The sequence below is a fragment of the Paenibacillus sp. R-74696 genome, from assembly GCF_055814915.1.
Genome location: NZ_JBPULM010000018.1, coordinates 115,638 through 135,568 on the forward strand (window position 1 = coordinate 115,638; position 19,931 = coordinate 135,568).

Below are 19,931 nucleotides of genomic sequence, written 5' to 3' on the forward strand. Positions count from 1 at the left end.
ATACTCCTCTTATAAAGCAAAATAAATTGGGTCAGCTTAGTGATTTATTGTATCACACAATGCATACACTGTCTTCCAATCAATACAAATAATTCAGATTTTTCTCTATATATCCTTTCCATCATGCTGCTTCCAGTAAGTATTCAGTTCCCGCAGCAGCCGCTCATAAAGTATAGTAACCTCAAGCGACGGGCTGACACCCATCTCATGATGCAGCATATCCACAAATTTAATATATTGCTGAACTAATGCTTCTTTATTTTTCTGTATAGAATGGGCACGCATCAGCAGCTTTATTGTCTCTTCATCCAGCTCATTTATAGCAGACTGTTTCGTGAGCAATCGGATGGCTATAGCCGTATCCCCTCTAAGAAGCAAGGCGCTGCACAGCCGCTGGGAGAAGGCAACATACAATTGTGAGAAACGCTCAATCTCACTCCATGCCCAAGGATAGGCGCGATCTCCGAACAAATCCCCGACATAAAGCTGCTCCAGCTCGAGCGCCTGCTCGATATTTCCATCATGAATCGGCCCTATTAGCTTACAGCCTTCTTCAAAGCTGAACATATCGAAGCGCGCCTCATTCAAATTCAGACCATAGTGAACACCATCGGAGTGCAAGCTCCCCTTAAGTCCATTCGCTTCAAGCAGCTTTCGCAGCTGGTAGGCGGTTGTGTTCAAGTAGCTTTCGGCATTTTTTCGGGGCATACCGCCAAAAATATCCTCAATTAGCCGTGCCCGCGAAACGAGGCGGCCTTTATGCAGCGATAAATAGCCGAACAGCTCAGCACTTTTACTCGTCTTCCATTTAATAATTTCATCCCTGGCGCTGCGGATTTCCATTCTACCGAGACAATTGAACAGCACTTTGGCCGGGGCGGCCTTCTGTTCCTCGGGCAGCACAGCTGAAGCACCTTCGGACATCGCTTTGTGGATGGTCTGTCTCAGCCTCTCCAGTACGACAGGCTTCACCATATAGTCGTAAGCATAGACGCCGAACGCAGGCAGTGCATATTCCTTATGCGAGGTCACAAAAACCAGCTTCGTCCGCCTGCCTTGCTCCCTCAAGCGCTGAGCAAACTCCAGCCCGCTCTCCTTTGGCATGTTAATGTCCATAAAGATCATATCGATGTCCTGATTTTGCAAAAAAGAGAACGCCGCAGCTGTATCCTGAAAGCTGCCCATGATTTCAACTTCGTCTATTTTGCCCAGCATTCTATTCATAATCAAGTGCATGGCTAGTTCGTCATCGATAATGATGACCTTCATCCTGTCCCTCTCCTTTCCGACTGTTTATGGGGATAAGCTGGTGCTAGTGGAGGTAGAGGCAATGAAAAATAAAACGTACTACCCTGCTGAGGCGCCGTGTCGAACCAAATCTCGCCCCCGTTCAAGTGCACGAACTCCCGGCATAAAGTAAGGCCTAATCCAACGCCACGCTCACCCGCGGTTCCTATCGAAGGCACAGGGTAAGCATCCTGCTGCAATAGCGAATCCACCTGCTCCATTGGCACTCCCGCGCCTGTATCGCTAACCGATACGACTATTTTGCCCTCTGCAAGCTCCGCTCTTAAACGAATGCTGCCTCCGTAATCCGTAAACTTAATCGCATTGGACAGCAGATTTCTTATAATGAGATCAAGCATTTCCTTATCGGCGAAAATAAACGTCTCCTGCGGAATTTCCGATATAATACGAATGCTTTTGCTTTCACTGCGAACTTGCAAGAGACGCGCATTCAGCTGTACCGTCTGGTGAAGATCCCGCACCACCGGGTTAAACACCATGCCGCCCCGCTGGCTGCGAAACCATTCAAGCAGGCTCTCTACGAGAGCAAACGTCTTCTGAATTTGCTGTCCCATCTCCTGAACGATTTCATCATGCTTGCTCCCGTATTCCTGCAGCTCGTCCTCCATCAGCTCCACTAGATTCAGCGATACGGCGAGCGGATCACGAATATCATGGGCAACTACGCTGAACATTTTATCCTTGAACGTATTGAGCTCCTGAAGCTGTTTTGCATTTTCTTGCAGCCGCTCCTCGTTGCGAACGCTTTCGGTCACATCACTTAATAACAGCATTTTGCCGGCAGGTCTGCGCCGGTTATCGTGTATGAAGGAGAGATGGAGGTTATAAAACCGTTCATCGCCCTCCCTGGCAAGCTGGACTTTAGGATCAACAGCGGGGCCTTGAGCTATTTTTTCAAGTAGAATGGGGTACTGTGCGAATATGTAGGTGGCCGGCTGTCCAATCCAGCTATTGCGGAGGCCGGTTATGACTTTTTTTGCCGATTCATTAAAGCTGGTTAGCGAGTTATCCAGATCGAAGACCATAACGGCATCCTGCATGGAGGCGAAAACCTTTTGCAGCGCCAGCGGAGCCAGCCTCAACATATTAAACTGGTAAATACCCCACATATAGAATAGGCCGGAGACTAGAAATCCAAATGGAGAAATATCATACGGGATGTTAAGAATACCGCTTAAATAAACGAGAGTGAAGCCGTAAGGCCCCCACGATCCAATAAACATGAGCGCGATTTGTTTTTTCATCCGCGAAGCCGATTTAAAGAACATTTGAATCAAAAGAATCATGCCAATGACAAAAAATGAATAGGCGTATACGACATGAAGCTTATAGAAAGGCCCTTTTTCCAAAACAACTAGCGGGAAACCTTCCGAAAGATCTAGGGTCATGCTTGTATAAAAGAGGTGATGCCATTCATTGGTATGGTGGGCTAGAAAATTAATGAAGGGTATGAATAGAAGAAGAATGACGAGTTTTTTGGTAACCAGCGCTTGGCGGCCGGTATATTGCAGGACCATAATAAACCACAAAATGGTACCGAAAGGAATACCGATGTATTCAATATGCAGCCAAAACCGGATATCCTCCAAAGAATCGCTGACGATTTCAAAAGCATAGCCGAAGGTGTACAAGGTACCCGTCATCATCCCTAGTCCATAGCTAATGGCAATGGGAAGCTCTCTTCTTTTGAAGCAAAGATAGCAGATAATGATGGAACAGCAGGTCGCTGCCAAGAGCATGGCGGATAAGTACAAGTTGTTGTGCATGGCTGAATGCCCCCGTAGCAGATTATTCATTTATGGTGCACTTCATATCTTATCAGAAGACTCGGAAAAAGAATATAAAAAAAGAGCCAGTCCGCGAACGGGCTGGCTTGTGTCTTACCCCTTATAGCTCAATCACAATACATTCGTCAGCCTGCTCGTGAACGTCGGCCACTGCAAAGAGATCATGATCAGGGACCGTTTGTATTGGCTTAGCTGGAAGCTCAAATGCGCGCAAACGGTTATTCGGCGCTTTATCTGAATAAGCTTCTGATTTACCCTTCAGCGTCATCTCGATTTTCTTGACGTTGTCCAGATTGACCCCATCATTCATCGGCATATTAGCCAAATCGACCGTAGGCACCTTAATGGACCACACCGATAGCAGCCCCGGCAAAATTCGGTTTTTATCGTCCCCGACTACGCCTCCAGCTTTAGGTTTGTATTTTTCCACCATACCGCCTGCGCCGCGCCCCTTTTGAAAGGAAACCTCGTATTCATAAAAACCGAGGGTGCTATTATGAATAAAATCATGACGCTTAGCGTACCGATCCAAGAATGCAGTCGAGCCGGAGTGTGTGTATTGGACATGCACATCGCCTTGGGATAGGCGTGCTCCTGGCAGCTCAATTGAGCAATCGCTCACTACCAAATGCGCTTTTCCAGCTATTTTTTCCCGAATGATCTGGTTATTAAGCGAGATGGAGAAGACCGCCGCTTTTCCCTCGCGCAAAGCTTGAAATTGCTCAGGGAAGTTATCCTCGTTAAAAATGAATTTGATATCGGTAAAGGGCTGCGTTGGGCCTTCGGAGGCATTGAGCGCTTTTGTTAATTGGCTAGTAATCTCGGCATGGGCCATACTTAGCTCCGCAACATGACTGCCCTTTATCTCAGGAAAGCGGACATTGCTAAGCACCATATACCTGTAAGCTTGATACTCCTGATAGAGGAAATCAATTAAGGCAAGCTTAGCCTGACTGTACAAGTCATAAATAAACGAATGGAACAGCTGCAGGCTCTCGTCGTCATTGTCCCCTAGCCTCTGGCGCAAGCGCTCGTCTTCGGCATGAATTCTGATTAGCTCCGTTGCAAGCCTCTGATCCTCCAAATAAAGTCCATTGTACGCAAGCACCTTGCTTTGATAATCCTCTACTACATTCAGAAATTCATTAAAATCCTTACGATACTGTCCGGCAGCATTCGGAACCTTGCTGTATACCGGCGCAAGCATTTCCTCAAATTCCTCACGGGACATTGCTATTAAGGTTGAGTTGTATCCAAACGCCTTCTTCGCGCCATCTATTTGATTGGACAGATCTACAAGGCCTCCGCCCTGCTTATATAACGCATACCCGGCAGCCGCCGTCTTTTTAACATTGCCAAGCGCTTTCGAAAGCTCCTTCTCTTGCTCCTTTTTCTCTTTCTTGATTGCCCTAGCCCTATCACTCTTATCGCCTTCATTAATAACATTAGCCTTGCCTTCATTCCCCAAATTGCTAATAGCAGAGGCAATTGCTCCGCCAGACTTTAGAGCGACTACTACAGGAGCAGCACCCGTCGCCAGCGCGACTCCCGTTATGATTAATTCCACTGTGAGCTTTAACGAATCCAATCGCAGTTCTCTGCGCAAAGCCTCAACAAAATCGGTCGCGGTCTTCTGGAGAGCTTCGCCTTTGCTTTTTACATCAGCCAGCTTTGTATCTATATCCCGCTTGAGCTTCTCTCGCTCATTAACGAGCTCCTCTCTGCGGTTCTCTATCTCCTTATATTTTTTAATGGAGGTATCCAGCGCTTTTTTTATAATAGCAACCCGACTGTCTTGACTGGACTGGAACCGCAAATAATCCTTGTATAAATCCTCTGCCTGCTGAGCCGCAGTGATGAGATTATTACCCAGCAACAAATAGCGGTCAAGCGGCATAAGGGGAACCCAGTTCCATGGGTGCCCAAAATAATCGAGACCTTGACTGAGCTGGGCCACTAATATGGAGGTCTTGTTGCGCAATACAAGCCACTGGAGCGAGGTGGACTGCATTTGTTTGCCAAAATGAATGAATGACTTGCTCTCCTCATCATGCTCTGTTTTCAATTCCTCTTGCTCCAAAACATATTTAAGCTGATCAAACCATGCGGCATCCGGAAGCGTTTTTAGCAACCAGTCGAGCAGCGTGGCCGCTTCTTCAATTTTATCTTCATTCCCCGCTAAATACGCTATGCCAGCCGTGTGCAGGGTAAGTGTTTTTTGTTCCAATGTACCGAATAAACGCTGATCCATTAAACGTATGGGTTGCAGCTCAGGCTCAAGATGATCCACATGTGGACTACTCTCTAGCAGCTGCGCGGCCTCCACAGCTCCATAGAAATGCTTGTATTGAATAGCCGCAGGCTGTCCATCATTTTTGATGCCGCAAAGTCCTGGTTGTCCATTTAAAGCGGGAACAGCAGGCTGTCCATCCTTTCCTACTTTTCCTTCCTTTCCGCTTGATTCGCGTTCATTACCTAGAATATATTTTGAAAAAGCTGGTAGAGGCAAAGAATTCCAAAAATCCTTATTCTCCTCCATTGCAGGAGGCAAACGCAATTTACGGCCGCCTATACCACCCTTGCCCCCTACGTTTCCCTTTCCCGGAGTTGCTATCTCGCCAGCCAATCCGCCATTGCTCTCCATTGTAATGAAATGCTCTTTGGATGGAATAACATAGCCTACAAAAATAGTTCCTCCATGGCCTCCATTACCTGATTTGCCTGCATCTCCACCATTACCACCATTGCCACCATTACCTCCTACGATGGCATCTTCAGCAGAAAAACCTGCCTTGGCATCCGCTCCCTCTGAGCCTTCTGCACCTTCGCCCCCGCCTCCGCCATCCTGTCCACGACCGCCGTTGCCACCGTTTGCAATGAGTTTTAGCTGGCCGCCCAAATTGAACTTCTCTGCTGCTAATGAAATAGAGCCAGCAGAGGGGCCCTGCCCGCCGTTTCGTCCATTAGAGCCACTTTTGCCATGTTCACCTAGACCTTGAGATTTCTCAACTAAAATTGCTCCTGGCTTAAAATCATCTACCCGTGTCTTCTTATCGGCCGATGTATCAATAATGACTTCCCCATCCGATGAAATAATACGAGCATTAATTATAATATTTCTTCCCTTCACCTCAAGCTTGCCCGCTAAGTGAATAGTATCCGCATGAATGAAGTAGTGGACAGACGAATCATATAAATATTGCGATGTTAAAGTAAAATCAACAGCTGTTAAGTAAACCGTCTCTCCTTTCTGTACGCGCTGGACGTTCGAATACTGCATTTGGTTTGCTGTCCAATTACGTTCAACATGCTCTTGAACAGGTCTGTTTCCACTGATGTTATTCGTTTCAGTTGCCAATCCCTTCGCCTCCTTGAATTTAATTTTTAGTTACAGAAAGCTATGCTAATACAATCAACAAATCATTTTCCCAGCATTAAAAGCCTATAAGCTTCCAGCTAAACTAATATTAACAAACCGCTCTGAACGGATTTTGAACCCTATTATCCAAATTTTCATTGATTAATGACCTTTAGGTATTGCCATTCCAATAGAAAAGGCAGCCCCTATATGAGGGACTGCCTTATTTGTTTGTGTGCTTGCTTGCTTGTTAACATGTTATGGCTTCAATCACGTTATTTGCTTTTCAGCGCCAAAATATTCAGCAAAACCGTTACTGCTTCCGCTCTTGTTGTATTGGCTTGAGGCGCGAATTGGTTATCGCCTTTCCCCTGTACAATGCCAGCTTGCTTCGCATAAGCCACACCGCTTTTCGCCCATGCTGGAATGTCTTGATCATCTGCAAAGCTAGTTGCCGCATTCGTATCAGCAGGAATACCTGCTGCATTTGCCAGCATCGCTACCATTTCCGCACGCGTAATTTGAGCATTCGGATGGAATCCGCCATCGGCATAGCCTTTCGTAATGCCAGCCTGCACCGCTTGCGCGACTGCTTTTTGCGCCCATGCGCCAATGCTCGCTGTATCCGTGAAGGTCAGCGGCGCGCCTTCCGCTTCCGGTTTCAGCGTATTCATCAGCATGACTGCAAATTCTGCACGCGTTACCGTTGCATTCGGCTTAAAGCTGCCGTCCGGATAGCCGCTGACGATGCCTGCGCCTATCGCTTTCTTAATGTTTGCTTCCGCCCAGTGGCCAGCAATATCATTAAATTCCTGAGCTGGATTCACAGGATCGACGATAGGCTGAGCTACAGCCATAACTGCATACTTCGTGAAATGATTCACCGCTACCGTAATCTGGTTGCCGCTAACTGTTCCGCCAACCTCTACCCATGTTTTCTTCACTTCGTCAAAATAGAATACCGAAGCCTTCTGGCCGCTCTTCAGACTGGCTTTGTTGAAAGTAAACGTCAACGTAACCGGATTGCTGAAGTTCTCCGTGAAGTTTTTCAGAATTTCAAAGACCGAGCTAGCCAATACCTCTTGGTTCGTCAGCAGGCCTTGTACATTTTGCAGCTTTTCAATCGTAATTTTTAGTTCCTTCGCTGACGCATTAGCTGGAATCGAGACGATTACCTCACTATTCAAGCTAACCTCGCCCGTTCTGCCTACTGGAAGCGTCAGACTTCCGTTAGTAGAAATAATCTTGTCTGTGCCAGGTACAGCCGTCGAGCCGCCGCCACCAACAGCGCCACCGCCGCCCGTGTTCGGGGATTCGGCAAGCGTGTAGCTTGCGCTCATCACTTCGCTATTTATTTTGCCCGCAGCAACAGCAATCGCTTTAATCGTCAGCGCGCTGCTAACGACAATGGGCCCGCTGTACAACGTACTGCTTGTCGTTGGATTGCTGCCATTCGTCGTGTAATAAATAGCCGCGCCTGCTGTTGAGCTGCTCAGCGTCACGCCTGTTCCCGCTGCAACCGCTCCACTTGCCGGGTTTGCCACAGGGCTAGCCGTCGTTTGGCTTTCTGTTACCACCACATTAGTCGATGAAATTTGGTCGGCTTGACCAACGTTAATTTCATAGGTTCCGACCACTTCACTAGCACCAAGAGTAATGGTATCGCTGTACGTGCCGTTGTTAACCTTAGCAACATTGAAGTACAGAATGCTGCGGTCCGGACGGTACACTTTAATAATAACCTCGGACAGGTCTGAGGTTCCTGTAATGTTAATTGGGCTGCCGGGATGGATGCTGCCTGCTACCGGATTTACCGAGACAGCAGCCCATAAGGAGCTGGGAAACAGCGATAGGCATAGACCAATGATTAAAGTTAAGCTCCATGTACGTATTCTCACTTCAGACATACCTCTTTTCTATTCAATTAAAATAAAGGCTGCTCGCTCTTCCTATCCCTTATTAATCCCAGTTGCGCCATTCTTGGTAACGCTGCTCAAACTCAGTTGCATCCACTTCTGTTACAAGATTATAGCCCAGGTTGCTCGGATCAGCATTGTCTCCTGTAATGAGAAATACGCGTACCGCGTAGTTCGGGTTTGTTGCCGCATCCGCTAAATTGAAATGTGCGCGATTCGTCTGATAGCTATTCAACCTGTCAGTCGTCACCGAAACGGTGTCCACAGGTACATCGCCATTCATAAGCTGAAAAATGACTGTCGCTTGATCATTATAACTATTGTTAGTGATGTATCTTACGAATTTGACGGATGCGGTTAGTCCGCCGCTCGCTCTGTCAATAAGAGGCTCGCTCATATAATAGGAATGTTCGGATTGATGAAGAGTAATCTCGTATCTGCCATCCATCGTATCATAAGATTTCACAACAATTTTATTTTTGCCCTCCGATAGCACGCCTGCTTGCAGCACCATTTGGCCGTTATCTTGACCAAAAACCCCAGGCGGTGTGTAAGTATAGCTTTCACTTGGCACAGTCACGCCATTTACCTCAAAGGAATCCGGTACCCAGTCTGCGGTTGGAGGATTAACACTTATTGTTAAGGCCCTTCCAGTAAAATAGTAATCTTCATTATCACTACCTAGGTATGGCTGGCGATTTGACACAACCAAAACAGGCATGGTTATTCTTATCTTATCCCCTGTCAGATTATCTGCAATATCGAAGCTTACAGTAGCAGTGCCCTTACTACTACCTTGTAGATAAAAATAATAATAGCCTTGGTTGTTTATAGTTGCTATAGCCGGATTTGAGCTTGTGATATTGCTAACCGTTACTCCAGAGGGTGAACTGTAAATACTGGGACCATACACAATTTGATTATTACCAACTGTTGTTACAGGGAAAACATAGTTCAGATCAACCATTGGAGTCACCGTACCAATATGATTAGCTCCAACCGTTAGCGACTTATAACCTACAACTTCTCCGCTTAGAGCGTTTACTTCAACCATGGAAATGGTATCGCCAGCAGCAGCCGGTACAAACAAATTGTCACTCAGCTTATAAGTATAAACATCGACAAGCGTGCTAAACGATGTTCCTACTTCAGGTGTTGCCTCTGCACTCGCCTTTCCATAGGTCGACCACACGACCGTACTATTACTAACGCCCGTCACTTTCACTTTACCCTGTGTAACAATTCCGTTGTTTGTCTCCAAGGCAGCTGTACTAAGAACTTGGCCCACCGGAACCGAATTTGGAGCAGCCAAAGCCGCGTTCGGCACAACAGACAGCGCTACGACCAGCGCCAACATCATAAACAATACGGTGAAGCTAGATTTCCCTTGCACTTTTACTTTAAACCAACCTTTTAACATGAATCTTTCACTCCCCTGTGTTTTCTCGTTTTCGACATGCTGTTCAATGAGCAACCTTCCTGCTCACGATTCCAGTTCAGTATAATCCACCCCAATGACAGCAAAATGACAAACTCCGACAAAAAAAATTTTCTAAGTGAAACATCTCAAATCTCTCATACTTCCGTTATTCTCAGTTCCAGACTTTTTATGAACAAAATATGAATAAGCAGAAACTTTTACCCTTCTTGCTACGTCTTATTATCGATCCAGAAAATGATGGAAGAACGATCCAGAGGGGATATGAACGTTATGAGAAAAATGGTTTCCGCTCTAGCTGCTTTTGCAACGCTGTTTTTTGTGTTACTTCAGCCTGTAGCGCAGGCAGCAACAACCGATATTAAAATTTATATCGATGGGCAAGTGCTGCAAACCGATCAACCCGCTATTATTATTTCAGGCAGCACCTTTGTGCCCTTGCGCGGGATTTTTGAAGCTTTAGATGCCAAGGTATTATGGAGTCAAAAAACCAAAACGGTAACCGCCACGAAAGGCGATACGACCGTTGTTCTTAAACTGGGTGCAAGAACGGCTACGATTAACAATACAACCGTTACACTGGACGCCCCAGCCCGTTCCATTAAAGGAAGAACCGTCGTCCCTGTCCGCTTCGTCAGCGAATCGCTTGGCGAAGATGTCAAATGGGACTCAAAAACAAGAAGTGTACGCATTACTACAGCTGCATCCGTAAGTATTGGCGCAGCTACTTCGGTGAGCGTGTCCACGGTTAGCCAAAATGGGGATGGAAGAGATATGCAAGTTAATTTCACACCTCCATCCGACATGACGAATGTGAACAGCTACCGTATACTCGTCGTTCCGGCAGATAAAGCTGCGTCCTTTAATTTGGCTAAAGCACAAATTGTAGGCGGTACGAATTATACGGCAGTGCCTACATCGTCTGCATACCAAAACAATGTACTAACGGCTCAAACGAGAGATACAGACGGGGCGCTGCTTCGCTCTAATCTGCCTTATAAAGTATTTATTTTGACCGTTGGCAATATCGATCGTTATGCGCTATCCAGCGCTTCCGCATCCATCACCCTGAGCGTCAAATCGACGGTTGATGCTGCATCGAATGTACGGATTAGCGATGTTGGCGACTTCGGCGACGGCCGTGACCTTTCGGTCAGTTTTAACCGGGCCTCCAATGAAAGTAACATTTCCAGCTACCGCGTTATCATTGTGAAAACCGCTAATGCGTCCAAATTTGATTTGGCAGCAGCAAATACGCTTAACAGCTCCTATTACACGACCGTTTCCAAAACCGGCAGCAGTACGATGAGTACAGGCTTCAGTTCCTCGGCAAGGGACAGTTCGGGGGAATTTATTAAAAATGGCGTTGCCTATACGGCTTATGTTCTTTCTATGAGCAGCAGCGTCGGCACGACTTCTAATACCTTGTCCTCGGCTTCTTCGTCTGTGACGCTTGGTTCCTCCTCCGGATACACGCCGGCCATTACGAGCGTAACCGATGTGAGCAACTTTGGGGACGGACGCGATTTGCGCGTTAACTTTAATCGGGCATCGGATGAGTCCCGGATTAGCTATTACCGGATCTTCGTAGTAAGAGAGGCCGATTATGGCAGCTTTAATTTATCAGAGGCGAATAACGTATCGTCGGGAAGATATACGGATATTTCTAGAACTGGCAGCAGCAGCTACAGCCAAATCCTCTCTTCCAGCGCAAGAGACGTGAAGGGGAATTCCATTATTAATGGCGTTGCCTACCGCGTGTTCGTTATGGGTGTTACTAATAACAGCTCCACCAATTCCAGCACCTTGTCCACTGCCTCCTCCAGTATTGCTCTTTATAGTACAGGGGTTAGCAGTGTAACCAATGTTGGCGTAAACGACGTGAGCGACTATAACAATGGTCAGGATTTACGCGTTTCGTTCACTAGAGCTAGCGATGAGAGCAGCTTAAACCATTACCGTATCTTCGTCGTTAGGACGGCAAATGCAAGCAGCTTTAATCTAGCTGCAGCGAACAGTATAACGAATTCCAGCTATTATACGACCGTTTCCAAAACAGGCAGCAATATTAATCAAGTATTGCCTGCGACAGCGCGCGACATTAATGGGGCGCTTATCCAAAATGGCGTCAGCTATCAGGTATTCGTTTTGTCGGTTGGAAATGGCAGCTCGACCAGCAATAATGCTCTTTCCAGCAGCTCGATAGCAATTACGCTGTCAGCTAGCGCTGTAACAGCAGCAGCGAATGTTGCTGTCAGTGACGTAAACGAGCTTAACAATGGACAGGATTTGCTCGTTGCTTTCACTAAAGCAGCTGATGAAACCAACCTGAACCACTACCGTGTGTTCGTAGTTAAGGCTGCTAATGCAGCCAGCTTCAATCTGGCAGCGGCTAACGCCGTGAGCAACGCCAATAACTACACGACAGTAGCTAAGACAGGCGGAAATATTAGCCAAGTGCTCGCTGCAACTGCCCGGGATGTTAACGGCGATCTCATTCAAAATAATGTCAGCTATCAAGTATTTGTATTGTCCGTTGGCGGCGGCAGCTCTGCTGGCACCAATGCGCTGTCCCTAGGTTCAGCAGCTATTACCCTGACGACCACTAAGAGCGTATCTGCGGCAGCTAATGTCGTTGCAGTTGAATACAATAGCGGTCAAGATATCAAGGTTGATTTCGCAAAACCTACGGATGAAACGAATATTGATCACTACCGTATTTTCATCGTCAAAAGTGCGAATGCTGGCGGTTTTGATCTGACCACGGCGAACCGGATTACTCAGCCTGATTATTTTACAGCAGTCAATAAAAGCGATACACCAAGCAAAGTGCTTACTCGCAACACACGCGATACAGGCGGGGAGTTCATCCAAGATGGCGTCAGCTATCAAGTGTTTGTATTGTCCATTGGCGGCGGCAGCTCAGCAGGCACCAATGCGCTGTCTTCCGCTTCTGCGCCTATTACACTGCCTGTACCGCTGCCTCCGGCAGCAGCAGCAACAGCCGTTAATGCAACCCTGCTCGCAAGCGGTCAGGATATTCAAGTATCCTTCACGAAACCAGCTGATGGGCGAAATATCTCACAATATCGCGTATTTATCGTTAAAGACGCTGATGCTGGCAGCTTCAACCTCGCTGCGGCGAGTGCATCGGGCAACTATACGTTGTCGCCAGCTGAAGCTATCTTAACGCTATCCAAAAGCACACTCGATGTGAGCGGACAGCCACTAGCTTTTGACACCAACTATCGTGTATATGTGCTTTCCGCAGCCAATAGCGGTGCGAATGCCTTGTCCGATCCTTCGGCAGCCGTTCTAATGCCAACGCCAGTTGCGCCACCAACGGTACCTTCCGCACCAACGCCATCTCCTGATCAGCCTGCAGGAGTTTAGATTTAATGGAAGCTAGATGTACGCAGAAAGGCCGGAAACCCCTCAGTGGGTTCCCGGCCTTTTTTTGCATGACATGCCTCTCACCCATAAGAAGATTTTCTCTTCTATTAGGTGTTTTTTAGTTTTTTAGCGTGCCCGATTGCAGCTGGCACTTTATTTATTACCGGCATCTTAACGCCTTCCTCTTCACTTTGCTTGACCCGTTTAATAAAGAACGAAAGCACAAGTCCAATGAGGCCGATTCCAACGATAACAAGATACGCGTCATTAATGCCTTGAATGTTAGCGTGTATCATCATTTCCTTGGAAGCCGTCTGTGTGCCGCTACTCACCATCGTATCCGTCAGATGGGTTTTAGTGCTCGACGTCATGACGGTTACGAGCAAGGAGGTACCAATCGCGCCAGCCACCTGCTTAATCGTATTAGAGATAGCCGTTCCATGCGCATTCAGTCTGGCAGGAAGCTGGTTCAAGCCCGCTGTAGTAATAGGCATCAGGAACAGCGCCATCCCGATCCGTCGTCCCGTAGACATCAGCAGCAAGTAGTTATAGCTGGTTGAGTCCGTCAAATTTACAAATCCAATCGTAGTTCCGATTGTAATGATCATGCCCACAATCGACAGCCACTTTGCACCAAAGCGGTCAAACAGCTTCCCGGATACGGGCATCATCAGTGCCATAAGCAGAGCGCCAGGCAGCATAAGCATGCCCGATTCCAGTGCTGTATATCCACGTGCATTTTGCAAATAGAGAGGAAGCAGCATCATATCAGCGTACATCACCATAGTGACAGCGATATTGATAATAGTCGTTAAGGAGAACATATTATATTTGAACGCCCTGAGATCCAGCAGCGGACTGCTAGAGCGCAGCTGCTGCCACGTAAACACAGCCAAGGAAACAATCCCCACTGTTAGCGAAATCACAACTTCCGTGTTGGACCACCCTAGGCTGCCCGCCTTGCTGAACCCATAAATCACCATTCCAAAGCCGATGGTTGAGAAAATCATTCCCCATACGTCGAGCTTAGGGAACAAGCGCTCAGCCACATTTTTCAAATAAAAATGAGCAAGAATAATGACTAAAGCAGCAACAGGAATAATCGCCTGGAACATCGTGCGCCAGCTGTATTCCTCCATTACATAACCCGTGATAGCAGGGCCAACAGCAGGTGCAAAAACAATAGCTAAACCAACGACACCCATCGCAACCCCGCGTTTGTCTGGAGGGAAGATGGTTAGGATTACATTCATCAATAATGGCATGATAATACCGGCCCCAGCCGCTTGAATCAGCCGTCCAACGAGCAATATTTCAAATGAATTCGCTATCGCTGCCAGTATGGTTCCTCCGAGAAAAATAACCATGGCCGATTGAAAAAGCTCTCGTGTCGTAAAACGCTGCATGAGATAGGCCGTAATCGGAATGAGCACGCCATTAACCAGCATATACCCGGTAGTCAGCCATTGGGCTACGGCAGCCTCAATTGAAAACTCGACCATTAAATGGGGAAGCGCGACACTCATAATGGTCTGATTTAATACGGCGACAAATGCCCCTACGATTAAAACGAACAATAGGGGCCCTTTCTTAATTGAGCTGCTGTCAAAAACAGGGTTTGTACTAATCTTACTCAATCCTTTCGACTTCAACTAATTGACAGTCTGTAGTATAATTTACTTAATGTAAAAGATTATAGGCGTCTCGTTTTATGATTACAAGCGACACCTTTTTCATTACTGTTTATTAGTTTACAAATATCTATAATCTGTCGTTTTACTTCGTAATAATCTACAAATTCACTTAAAACCGTCGTATAGACAATTGATTTGAAAATGGAAAGGATCGGTGTTTGCATGCAGGCAAAATCACCAAAAATAGATCCGCGCGTTAAACGCACACGCCAATTGATTCGAGAAGCTTTTCTTGAGCTGATTCAGGAGTACGATTTAGAGAAAATCACAGTGAATCGACTTGCGGAGCGGGCGACCATTAATCGGGTTACCTTCTATCTTCATTACAAGGATATCCCGGATATGCTGAATCAGATGGCGGACAACATGAACACGCATATTCGTAATCTGCTAGAAAATGATTATGAACCGTCCGGTTCGGCTGATCATGAATGGCCCGAGCTGGTCAAGCTTATTCAGCATTTTTCCGATCATTCAACCTCCTACAAAATACTGCTCGGCTCCAGGCGTCTGCCCCTATTTACGGAGCGCCTTTCTGTGCTTATGATGGACTATATTAAAAGTAAAATGAGTAGTCACCATACGTCATCCAAAGCCATTACGCCCGAAATTCCAAATGATATTGCAGCCTGGTATGGCGCTTCTGCTTTTCTTGGCACAATCGTTATATGGCTGCGCAACGATACGCCCTATACGCCTGCCTTTCTTGCCAAACAGCTTCTGCTGTTGGCTCCATTCCGTTCAAATGTAGACAGCTCGTAGAACCCGATTCCTTACTTAAGCAAAATTTGACGCATAAAAGCCGGGAACCCCTTATGGTCCCCGGCTTTTCCCAGCTCATGTATGAGAAGTCCTCTTTAATCCTCTAGCCGTTGTGGGCTGGAGTACTCTCACGCCATCCGTAACGATTTTCCAAGCTATGTACCCGATCATTCCGCCAACGGTGTTTAACAGCAAATCATCCACATCAAAGATGCCAATACCTAGAAAAAACTGGTTGCCTTCAAAAAATAAGCTTAACAGCAGGGAAAACACGAATATTTTTATGCCTAATCCCCCTCGAGATCTGCTTAACTCCGCGATAAAAACACCCAACGGAATAAAGATCAGCGTATTGCCAATTAAATTGGTAAACAGCATCGAGCCAGAGATCGATAATCCATCAATCCCCCTTGAAATTTCATCGAATAGCTTTAGATTCGCTTGGCGCTCGTAAATGAGATACGGGTGGTACAAAAACGTTTTGAAATGATACCACCAAGCATCGAGACCAATAGCGTTCCATTTGAGCAAAATGATTTTAAATAATAAAAACAAATACACAACAAACGCCGATCCTATAAAAAGCTCCCACTTATTCGTTTTATTTGCCCTCTGTTCCAAATGGCATCCTCCTTTATCGTCACAATCTCGCCATTCTATTTATAAAGCTCTCTGTCCGTCGCTGCATAGCCCAGCAGAACCAAGCATATAAAAATGCCCCACTTCGTCATTAACGCGTCCTCCCCTTGCCTTATACTTCTAGGATAGAGAAAACTAGTTAAAAAAAAGTGGGACAAATTTAAAGTTTTTCTTAAATTATGAGCGTACAGGCAATCGCACCTCAAATACCGTCCGCACCACATTGCTCTCGGCCGTGAGGGTTCCCTCATGCTGCTCTACAATATTTCTGGCTATGAATAGGCCGAGGCCCGTGCCGCCCTCTTGATGCGCCCGAGACCGATCACCGGTATAATACATTTCGAAAATATGCGGCAAATCCTCAGGAGGAATCTCTCCTCCATAATTAGCGACTTGAATGACCACATGCCCCGTATCAAGGCGCCCATTAATGTCCACGTATAGGCCTTCTTTGCCGTGCCTGGCGGCATTGGTCAATAAGTTCTCGAATACACGGGCCAGCAGCTCCCCGTCGCCATTAATATACAGCTCGGGAGCCACATCCATTCGGGCTGCTAAATGATTTTTCTCAAAAACAGGGTACAGCTCCTCGTTCAGCTGCCTGAGCAGCTCGCTGAGGTCGATAGGCTCTTTCTCAACGGGCAGCTTGCCATAGTTCATGCGCGTAATGTCGAATAGTCCATCAATCAGCTTCTCCAGACGCTGCGATTTGTTGAAGGCAATCATGGTGTAATGCTTGATCTGTTCATCGGTTAGCTGATTATCCTTCACCATCAAATCCAAATACCCCAATATTGAGGTAAGCGGCGTTCGAAGATCATGCGCCAAATTCACAACCAGCTGATCCTTGCTATTTTCGGCAAAATCCCCTTTTTCAACCGCCGCTTGCAGCTTTTCGCTGGCCAAATTCAAATCCTCCGCAATGCTGCTGAACTCATCGTTTGAGGATATCTGGACCCGATTATCAAATTCCCCATTAGCCAGATGGCGGATTCCCTTGGAAATTTCATTGAAATAAGTCCCATATCGCTTTGTAAACCAGAAGAAAAAAACAATAGCCAGCGGGATAAAAATAATGAGGAACACATAAATATCCCCGACTTCCCTCATCATCCTCCGGTAAAGAGCCAATCGATCCCCTTCGCGGACATCGACATAATAAAGCTGCAGCAGCTTATAAATGCCATACGTAATCGCACCGGATAAAAGCATGCTTAAGCCCAGCAACATAATCATCGTGGTCCGAAAGCTCCGTCTGCTTTTAATCATTGAACGTGTACCCCACGCCCCAGATCGTCTTGATGAACTTTCGCTTGGTCGTATCTTCTCCCAGTTTTTTGCGCAGGGTACGGATATGGACCATAACCGTATTGCCGCTCTCATAGTAGGCCTCGCCCCACACCTGTTTAAAAATGCTTTCCGCGCTAAACACCTGCTTCGGATGGCTCGCTAGCAAATATAAAATGTCGAACTCCTTCGGCGTTAATTCGACGTCGTCGCCGTACAAGGTGATTTTATGCTGGTCGGGTGAAATCACGAGTCCGCCTAGCTCCAGCACCGCTTTATTCATGACGGCTGGCTGATTGAATTGCAGCGACCTGCGAAGCTGCGAATTGACACGCGCCACCAGCTCCATTGGGTTAAAGGGCTTGGTCATGTAATCGTCCGCTCCCATAACAAGCCCTGTGATCTTGTCCAGATCGGAGGTTTTGGCGCTCAAGAAAATAATCGGCAGATGGTATTGCTCCCGAATTTTACGAGTGACCTCGTACCCATCCATTTCCGGCATCATAATATCCAAAATAGCCAAATCAATCGTCTGCGATTGCACAGCTTGCATAGCTGTCTTCCCATCGGATGCTTTTATAATGTAGTAACCTTCTTTTTGCAGGTGCAAGGCCACCAGATCCGCGATTTCCACCTCATCATCTGCGACCAAAATCGTAATACGCCTCAAATCCCAGCCACCCCCAACTGTCTTTCCTGAAAATAATGATCAACAAGTTCAGCCTATGCTTATTATTCAAATCGCCCCAGCAGCGCCAATGCCTCTTCGTGATCCGGCTCAAGCTCCAAAAATTGCTGAATATAGCCCAATGCCTGCTCGTCCAGCTCCAGCTCAAAACAGCTAATAGCGAGACAATAAAACACGGTTGAAACAACCTCATCCTGTTCTTGCTGCACCGATATTTCTAGAAACTGCTTGGACTCTTCGTACATTTCCATCTCAAACAGCAGCAAGCCTGCATCAAGTGCCAAGTCATAACGCTGCTCCATGACGTAATACGACGACCACATCAGCTGGATGCCTCTTAGCAGGTCCTGCATTTCTTCATCATTCGCATCTGGCAGCAGGCTGGCTATTTGCTTCGTGCTCTGAATGAAAAACTCCGCATCATATCCACCCAAACGCCAAAAGGCGAGCAATGGTTGCAGTTCCATGCTGGCGAGATTGCGGTCAACCCACATTTTCATGCTGAAAAACTCATCCGGGCCAAAACGCTCAACAAATCGGCGGTAGGCTAATCGGGTATTCGCGTATGCCATCGGTTGATCCATATGGAGAATGCAGCCGACATTTATATTTTTATAATGATGCGGAGGAAACAACGCCTGAGCTCCTCTTTGCTCAAACACATGCTGAATCGCATGGTAGTTGGCGGTCAATGAAAAGCTGCCATGCAGGAACAGCTCCGGCGGCTCGGCAAATTTCCAGTTATCGAGCAGGTGGTCGCCTTTGTCAGCGGTTATCAATAGAAACCCTGCCTGAGACAATTGATTCAAGCGCTCCAAGCAGGTTAGACCAGCGGCAGGAAATAAAATATGCGAATCCTCCAGCTGTTCCTGATATACGGCAATGACATCGCGGTATGGATAGTCATCTTGCTCATACTCGGGCGCTCGCCTGTGCTCATAATGCAAAGCAATTTGATCTAATAGCTCGGCTGGTTTAAGGGCATCCCGATTGTCAGGATATTCGACAAAAACATCCGCCTCATAGATTTGGCCGTCGCCTACATAAATCAGCTCTTGTGGAATGCTGTCAAAAAAATAGTTGGCGACTATAATTAATGGCTGCTCTAATTCCTGTTCTCTAATGGTTGTGCCTGAAACGACGAGGTTTATCGACGTATCATGAACCGCATCAAATCGTGCAAAATCCAGCACGCCCTCGGCGATAAAAGCTTGCAGGGCAGGATGCTCCTGCCAGGCCAGAACATTTTTCATGGCCAAATCGGTCATAATATAGCGGAAAGGGGGAAGGGATATCCCCGCATAGTCTCTCAGCTGGCACAGCTCATGCAGCACATGGTAGGCGAGACGGCCTGCTCCTGCTCCAAGCTCCACAATAAATACAGGCTCTATGCGATTCCCCTGATTTGCCCGATCTTGAAGCAGCCCAAATATCATTTCGGCATAGGCCGAAGCAATCATCGGATTACTCGTTATATATTGAGGAACCTGATCATTATTCCAAGCCTTCATGCCTTCTTCTTCGAAATATTCCCTTTGGAGATGCCATATAGGAGCTTCACTAAAGCGATAGCGTTGTGTATGGTTAACGGTCATTTATATGAATCCTGCCTTCTGAAAGTTATTGCGTTACGTTGTATGCCAGCTTACTTGCCTGCACAT

12 protein-coding genes are annotated in these 19,931 nt (G+C 46.8%); 2 read left to right on the forward strand and 10 right to left on the reverse strand.

The genetic code is table 11. From position 1 onward, the window contains the following. Window positions 1-105 precede the first annotated feature (105 nt). The 5 genes from ACSR9A_RS04895 to ACSR9A_RS04915 all read right to left on the reverse strand — a co-directional run bounded on the left by ACSR9A_RS04895 (window position 106) and on the right by ACSR9A_RS04915 (window position 9,762). Window positions 106-1,269 carry a response regulator gene (locus ACSR9A_RS04895; protein ID WP_473755987.1) on the reverse strand — a complete coding sequence of 388 codons (1,164 nt, stop codon included), beginning with the start codon at window positions 1,267-1,269 and terminating at the stop codon, window positions 106-108. Then, the gene (locus tag ACSR9A_RS04900; protein ID WP_473755988.1) at window positions 1,266-3,074 is read right to left on the reverse strand and encodes a sensor histidine kinase; all 1,809 of its coding nucleotides are present in this window, start codon (window positions 3,072-3,074) and stop codon (window positions 1,266-1,268) included. The genes ACSR9A_RS04895 and ACSR9A_RS04900 overlap by 4 nt, the downstream gene beginning before the upstream one ends. A gap of 121 nt (window positions 3,075-3,195) precedes the next feature. After that, window positions 3,196-6,453 carry a hypothetical protein gene (locus tag ACSR9A_RS04905; RefSeq protein WP_473755989.1) on the reverse strand — a complete coding sequence of 1,086 codons (3,258 nt, stop codon included), beginning with the start codon at window positions 6,451-6,453 and terminating at the stop codon, window positions 3,196-3,198. A 275-nt stretch (window positions 6,454-6,728) separates the two neighbouring features. Beyond that, window positions 6,729-8,351 (reverse strand): S-layer homology domain-containing protein, encoded by a 1,623-nt coding sequence (locus tag ACSR9A_RS04910; RefSeq protein WP_473755990.1) that lies wholly within the window; start codon window positions 8,349-8,351, stop codon window positions 6,729-6,731. Between the two features lie 61 nt (window positions 8,352-8,412). After that, window positions 8,413-9,762 carry a hypothetical protein gene (locus tag ACSR9A_RS04915; RefSeq protein WP_473755991.1) on the reverse strand — a complete coding sequence of 450 codons (1,350 nt, stop codon included), beginning with the start codon at window positions 9,760-9,762 and terminating at the stop codon, window positions 8,413-8,415. 318 nt (window positions 9,763-10,080) lie between these two features. On the opposite strand from ACSR9A_RS04915, the gene ACSR9A_RS04920 reads away from it, so the two are divergent. Continuing rightward, a complete protein-coding gene (locus tag ACSR9A_RS04920) occupies window positions 10,081-13,200 on the forward strand; it encodes a stalk domain-containing protein (RefSeq protein ID WP_473755992.1) in 3,120 nt (1,039 codons plus the stop codon). A gap of 107 nt (window positions 13,201-13,307) precedes the next feature. Here the strand turns inward: ACSR9A_RS04920 and ACSR9A_RS04925 are convergent, their stop codons facing one another. Then, entirely contained in the window at window positions 13,308-14,828 is a 1,521-nt protein-coding gene (locus ACSR9A_RS04925) for a DHA2 family efflux MFS transporter permease subunit (protein ID WP_473756110.1), read from the reverse strand. Between the two features lie 228 nt (window positions 14,829-15,056). Here ACSR9A_RS04925 and ACSR9A_RS04930 point away from each other — a divergent pair, with 228 nt between their 5' ends. Further along, a complete protein-coding gene (locus tag ACSR9A_RS04930; RefSeq protein ID WP_473755993.1) occupies window positions 15,057-15,656 on the forward strand; it encodes a TetR/AcrR family transcriptional regulator in 600 nt (199 codons plus the stop codon). A 75-nt stretch (window positions 15,657-15,731) separates the two neighbouring features. On the opposite strand, the gene ACSR9A_RS04935 is transcribed toward ACSR9A_RS04930, so the two are convergent. The 4 genes from ACSR9A_RS04935 to ACSR9A_RS04950 form a co-directional block, all read right to left on the reverse strand. Next, window positions 15,732-16,277 (reverse strand): VanZ family protein, encoded by a 546-nt coding sequence (locus ACSR9A_RS04935; protein ID WP_473755994.1) that lies wholly within the window; start codon window positions 16,275-16,277, stop codon window positions 15,732-15,734. Between the two features lie 195 nt (window positions 16,278-16,472). Then, window positions 16,473-17,564 (reverse strand): sensor histidine kinase, encoded by a 1,092-nt coding sequence (locus tag ACSR9A_RS04940; RefSeq protein WP_473755995.1) that lies wholly within the window; start codon window positions 17,562-17,564, stop codon window positions 16,473-16,475. After that, on the reverse strand, window positions 17,557-18,252 hold the full coding sequence (locus ACSR9A_RS04945) for a response regulator transcription factor (RefSeq protein WP_473755996.1): 696 nt from the start codon (window positions 18,250-18,252) through the stop codon (window positions 17,557-17,559). Before ACSR9A_RS04945 ends, ACSR9A_RS04940 begins: the two co-directional genes overlap by 8 nt. A gap of 62 nt (window positions 18,253-18,314) precedes the next feature. Continuing rightward, window positions 18,315-19,865 (reverse strand): SAM-dependent methyltransferase, encoded by a 1,551-nt coding sequence (locus tag ACSR9A_RS04950; RefSeq protein ID WP_473755997.1) that lies wholly within the window; start codon window positions 19,863-19,865, stop codon window positions 18,315-18,317. Between the last annotated feature and the right edge of the window lie 66 nt (window positions 19,866-19,931).

Coding starts and splice junctions, on each gene's coding strand:
- ACSR9A_RS04920 (WP_473755992.1), top strand. CDS start 10,081: ATGAGAAAAATGGTTTCCGCTCTAGCTGCTTTTGCAACGCTGTTTTTT.
- ACSR9A_RS04950 (WP_473755997.1), bottom strand. CDS start 19,865: ATGACCGTTAACCATACACAACGCTATCGCTTTAGTGAAGCTCCTATA.
- ACSR9A_RS04900 (WP_473755988.1), bottom strand. CDS start 3,074: ATGCACAACAACTTGTACTTATCCGCCATGCTCTTGGCAGCGACCTGC.
- ACSR9A_RS04930 (WP_473755993.1), top strand. CDS start 15,057: ATGCAGGCAAAATCACCAAAAATAGATCCGCGCGTTAAACGCACACGC.
- ACSR9A_RS04895 (WP_473755987.1), bottom strand. CDS start 1,269: ATGAAGGTCATCATTATCGATGACGAACTAGCCATGCACTTGATTATG.
- ACSR9A_RS04940 (WP_473755995.1), bottom strand. CDS start 17,564: ATGATTAAAAGCAGACGGAGCTTTCGGACCACGATGATTATGTTGCTG.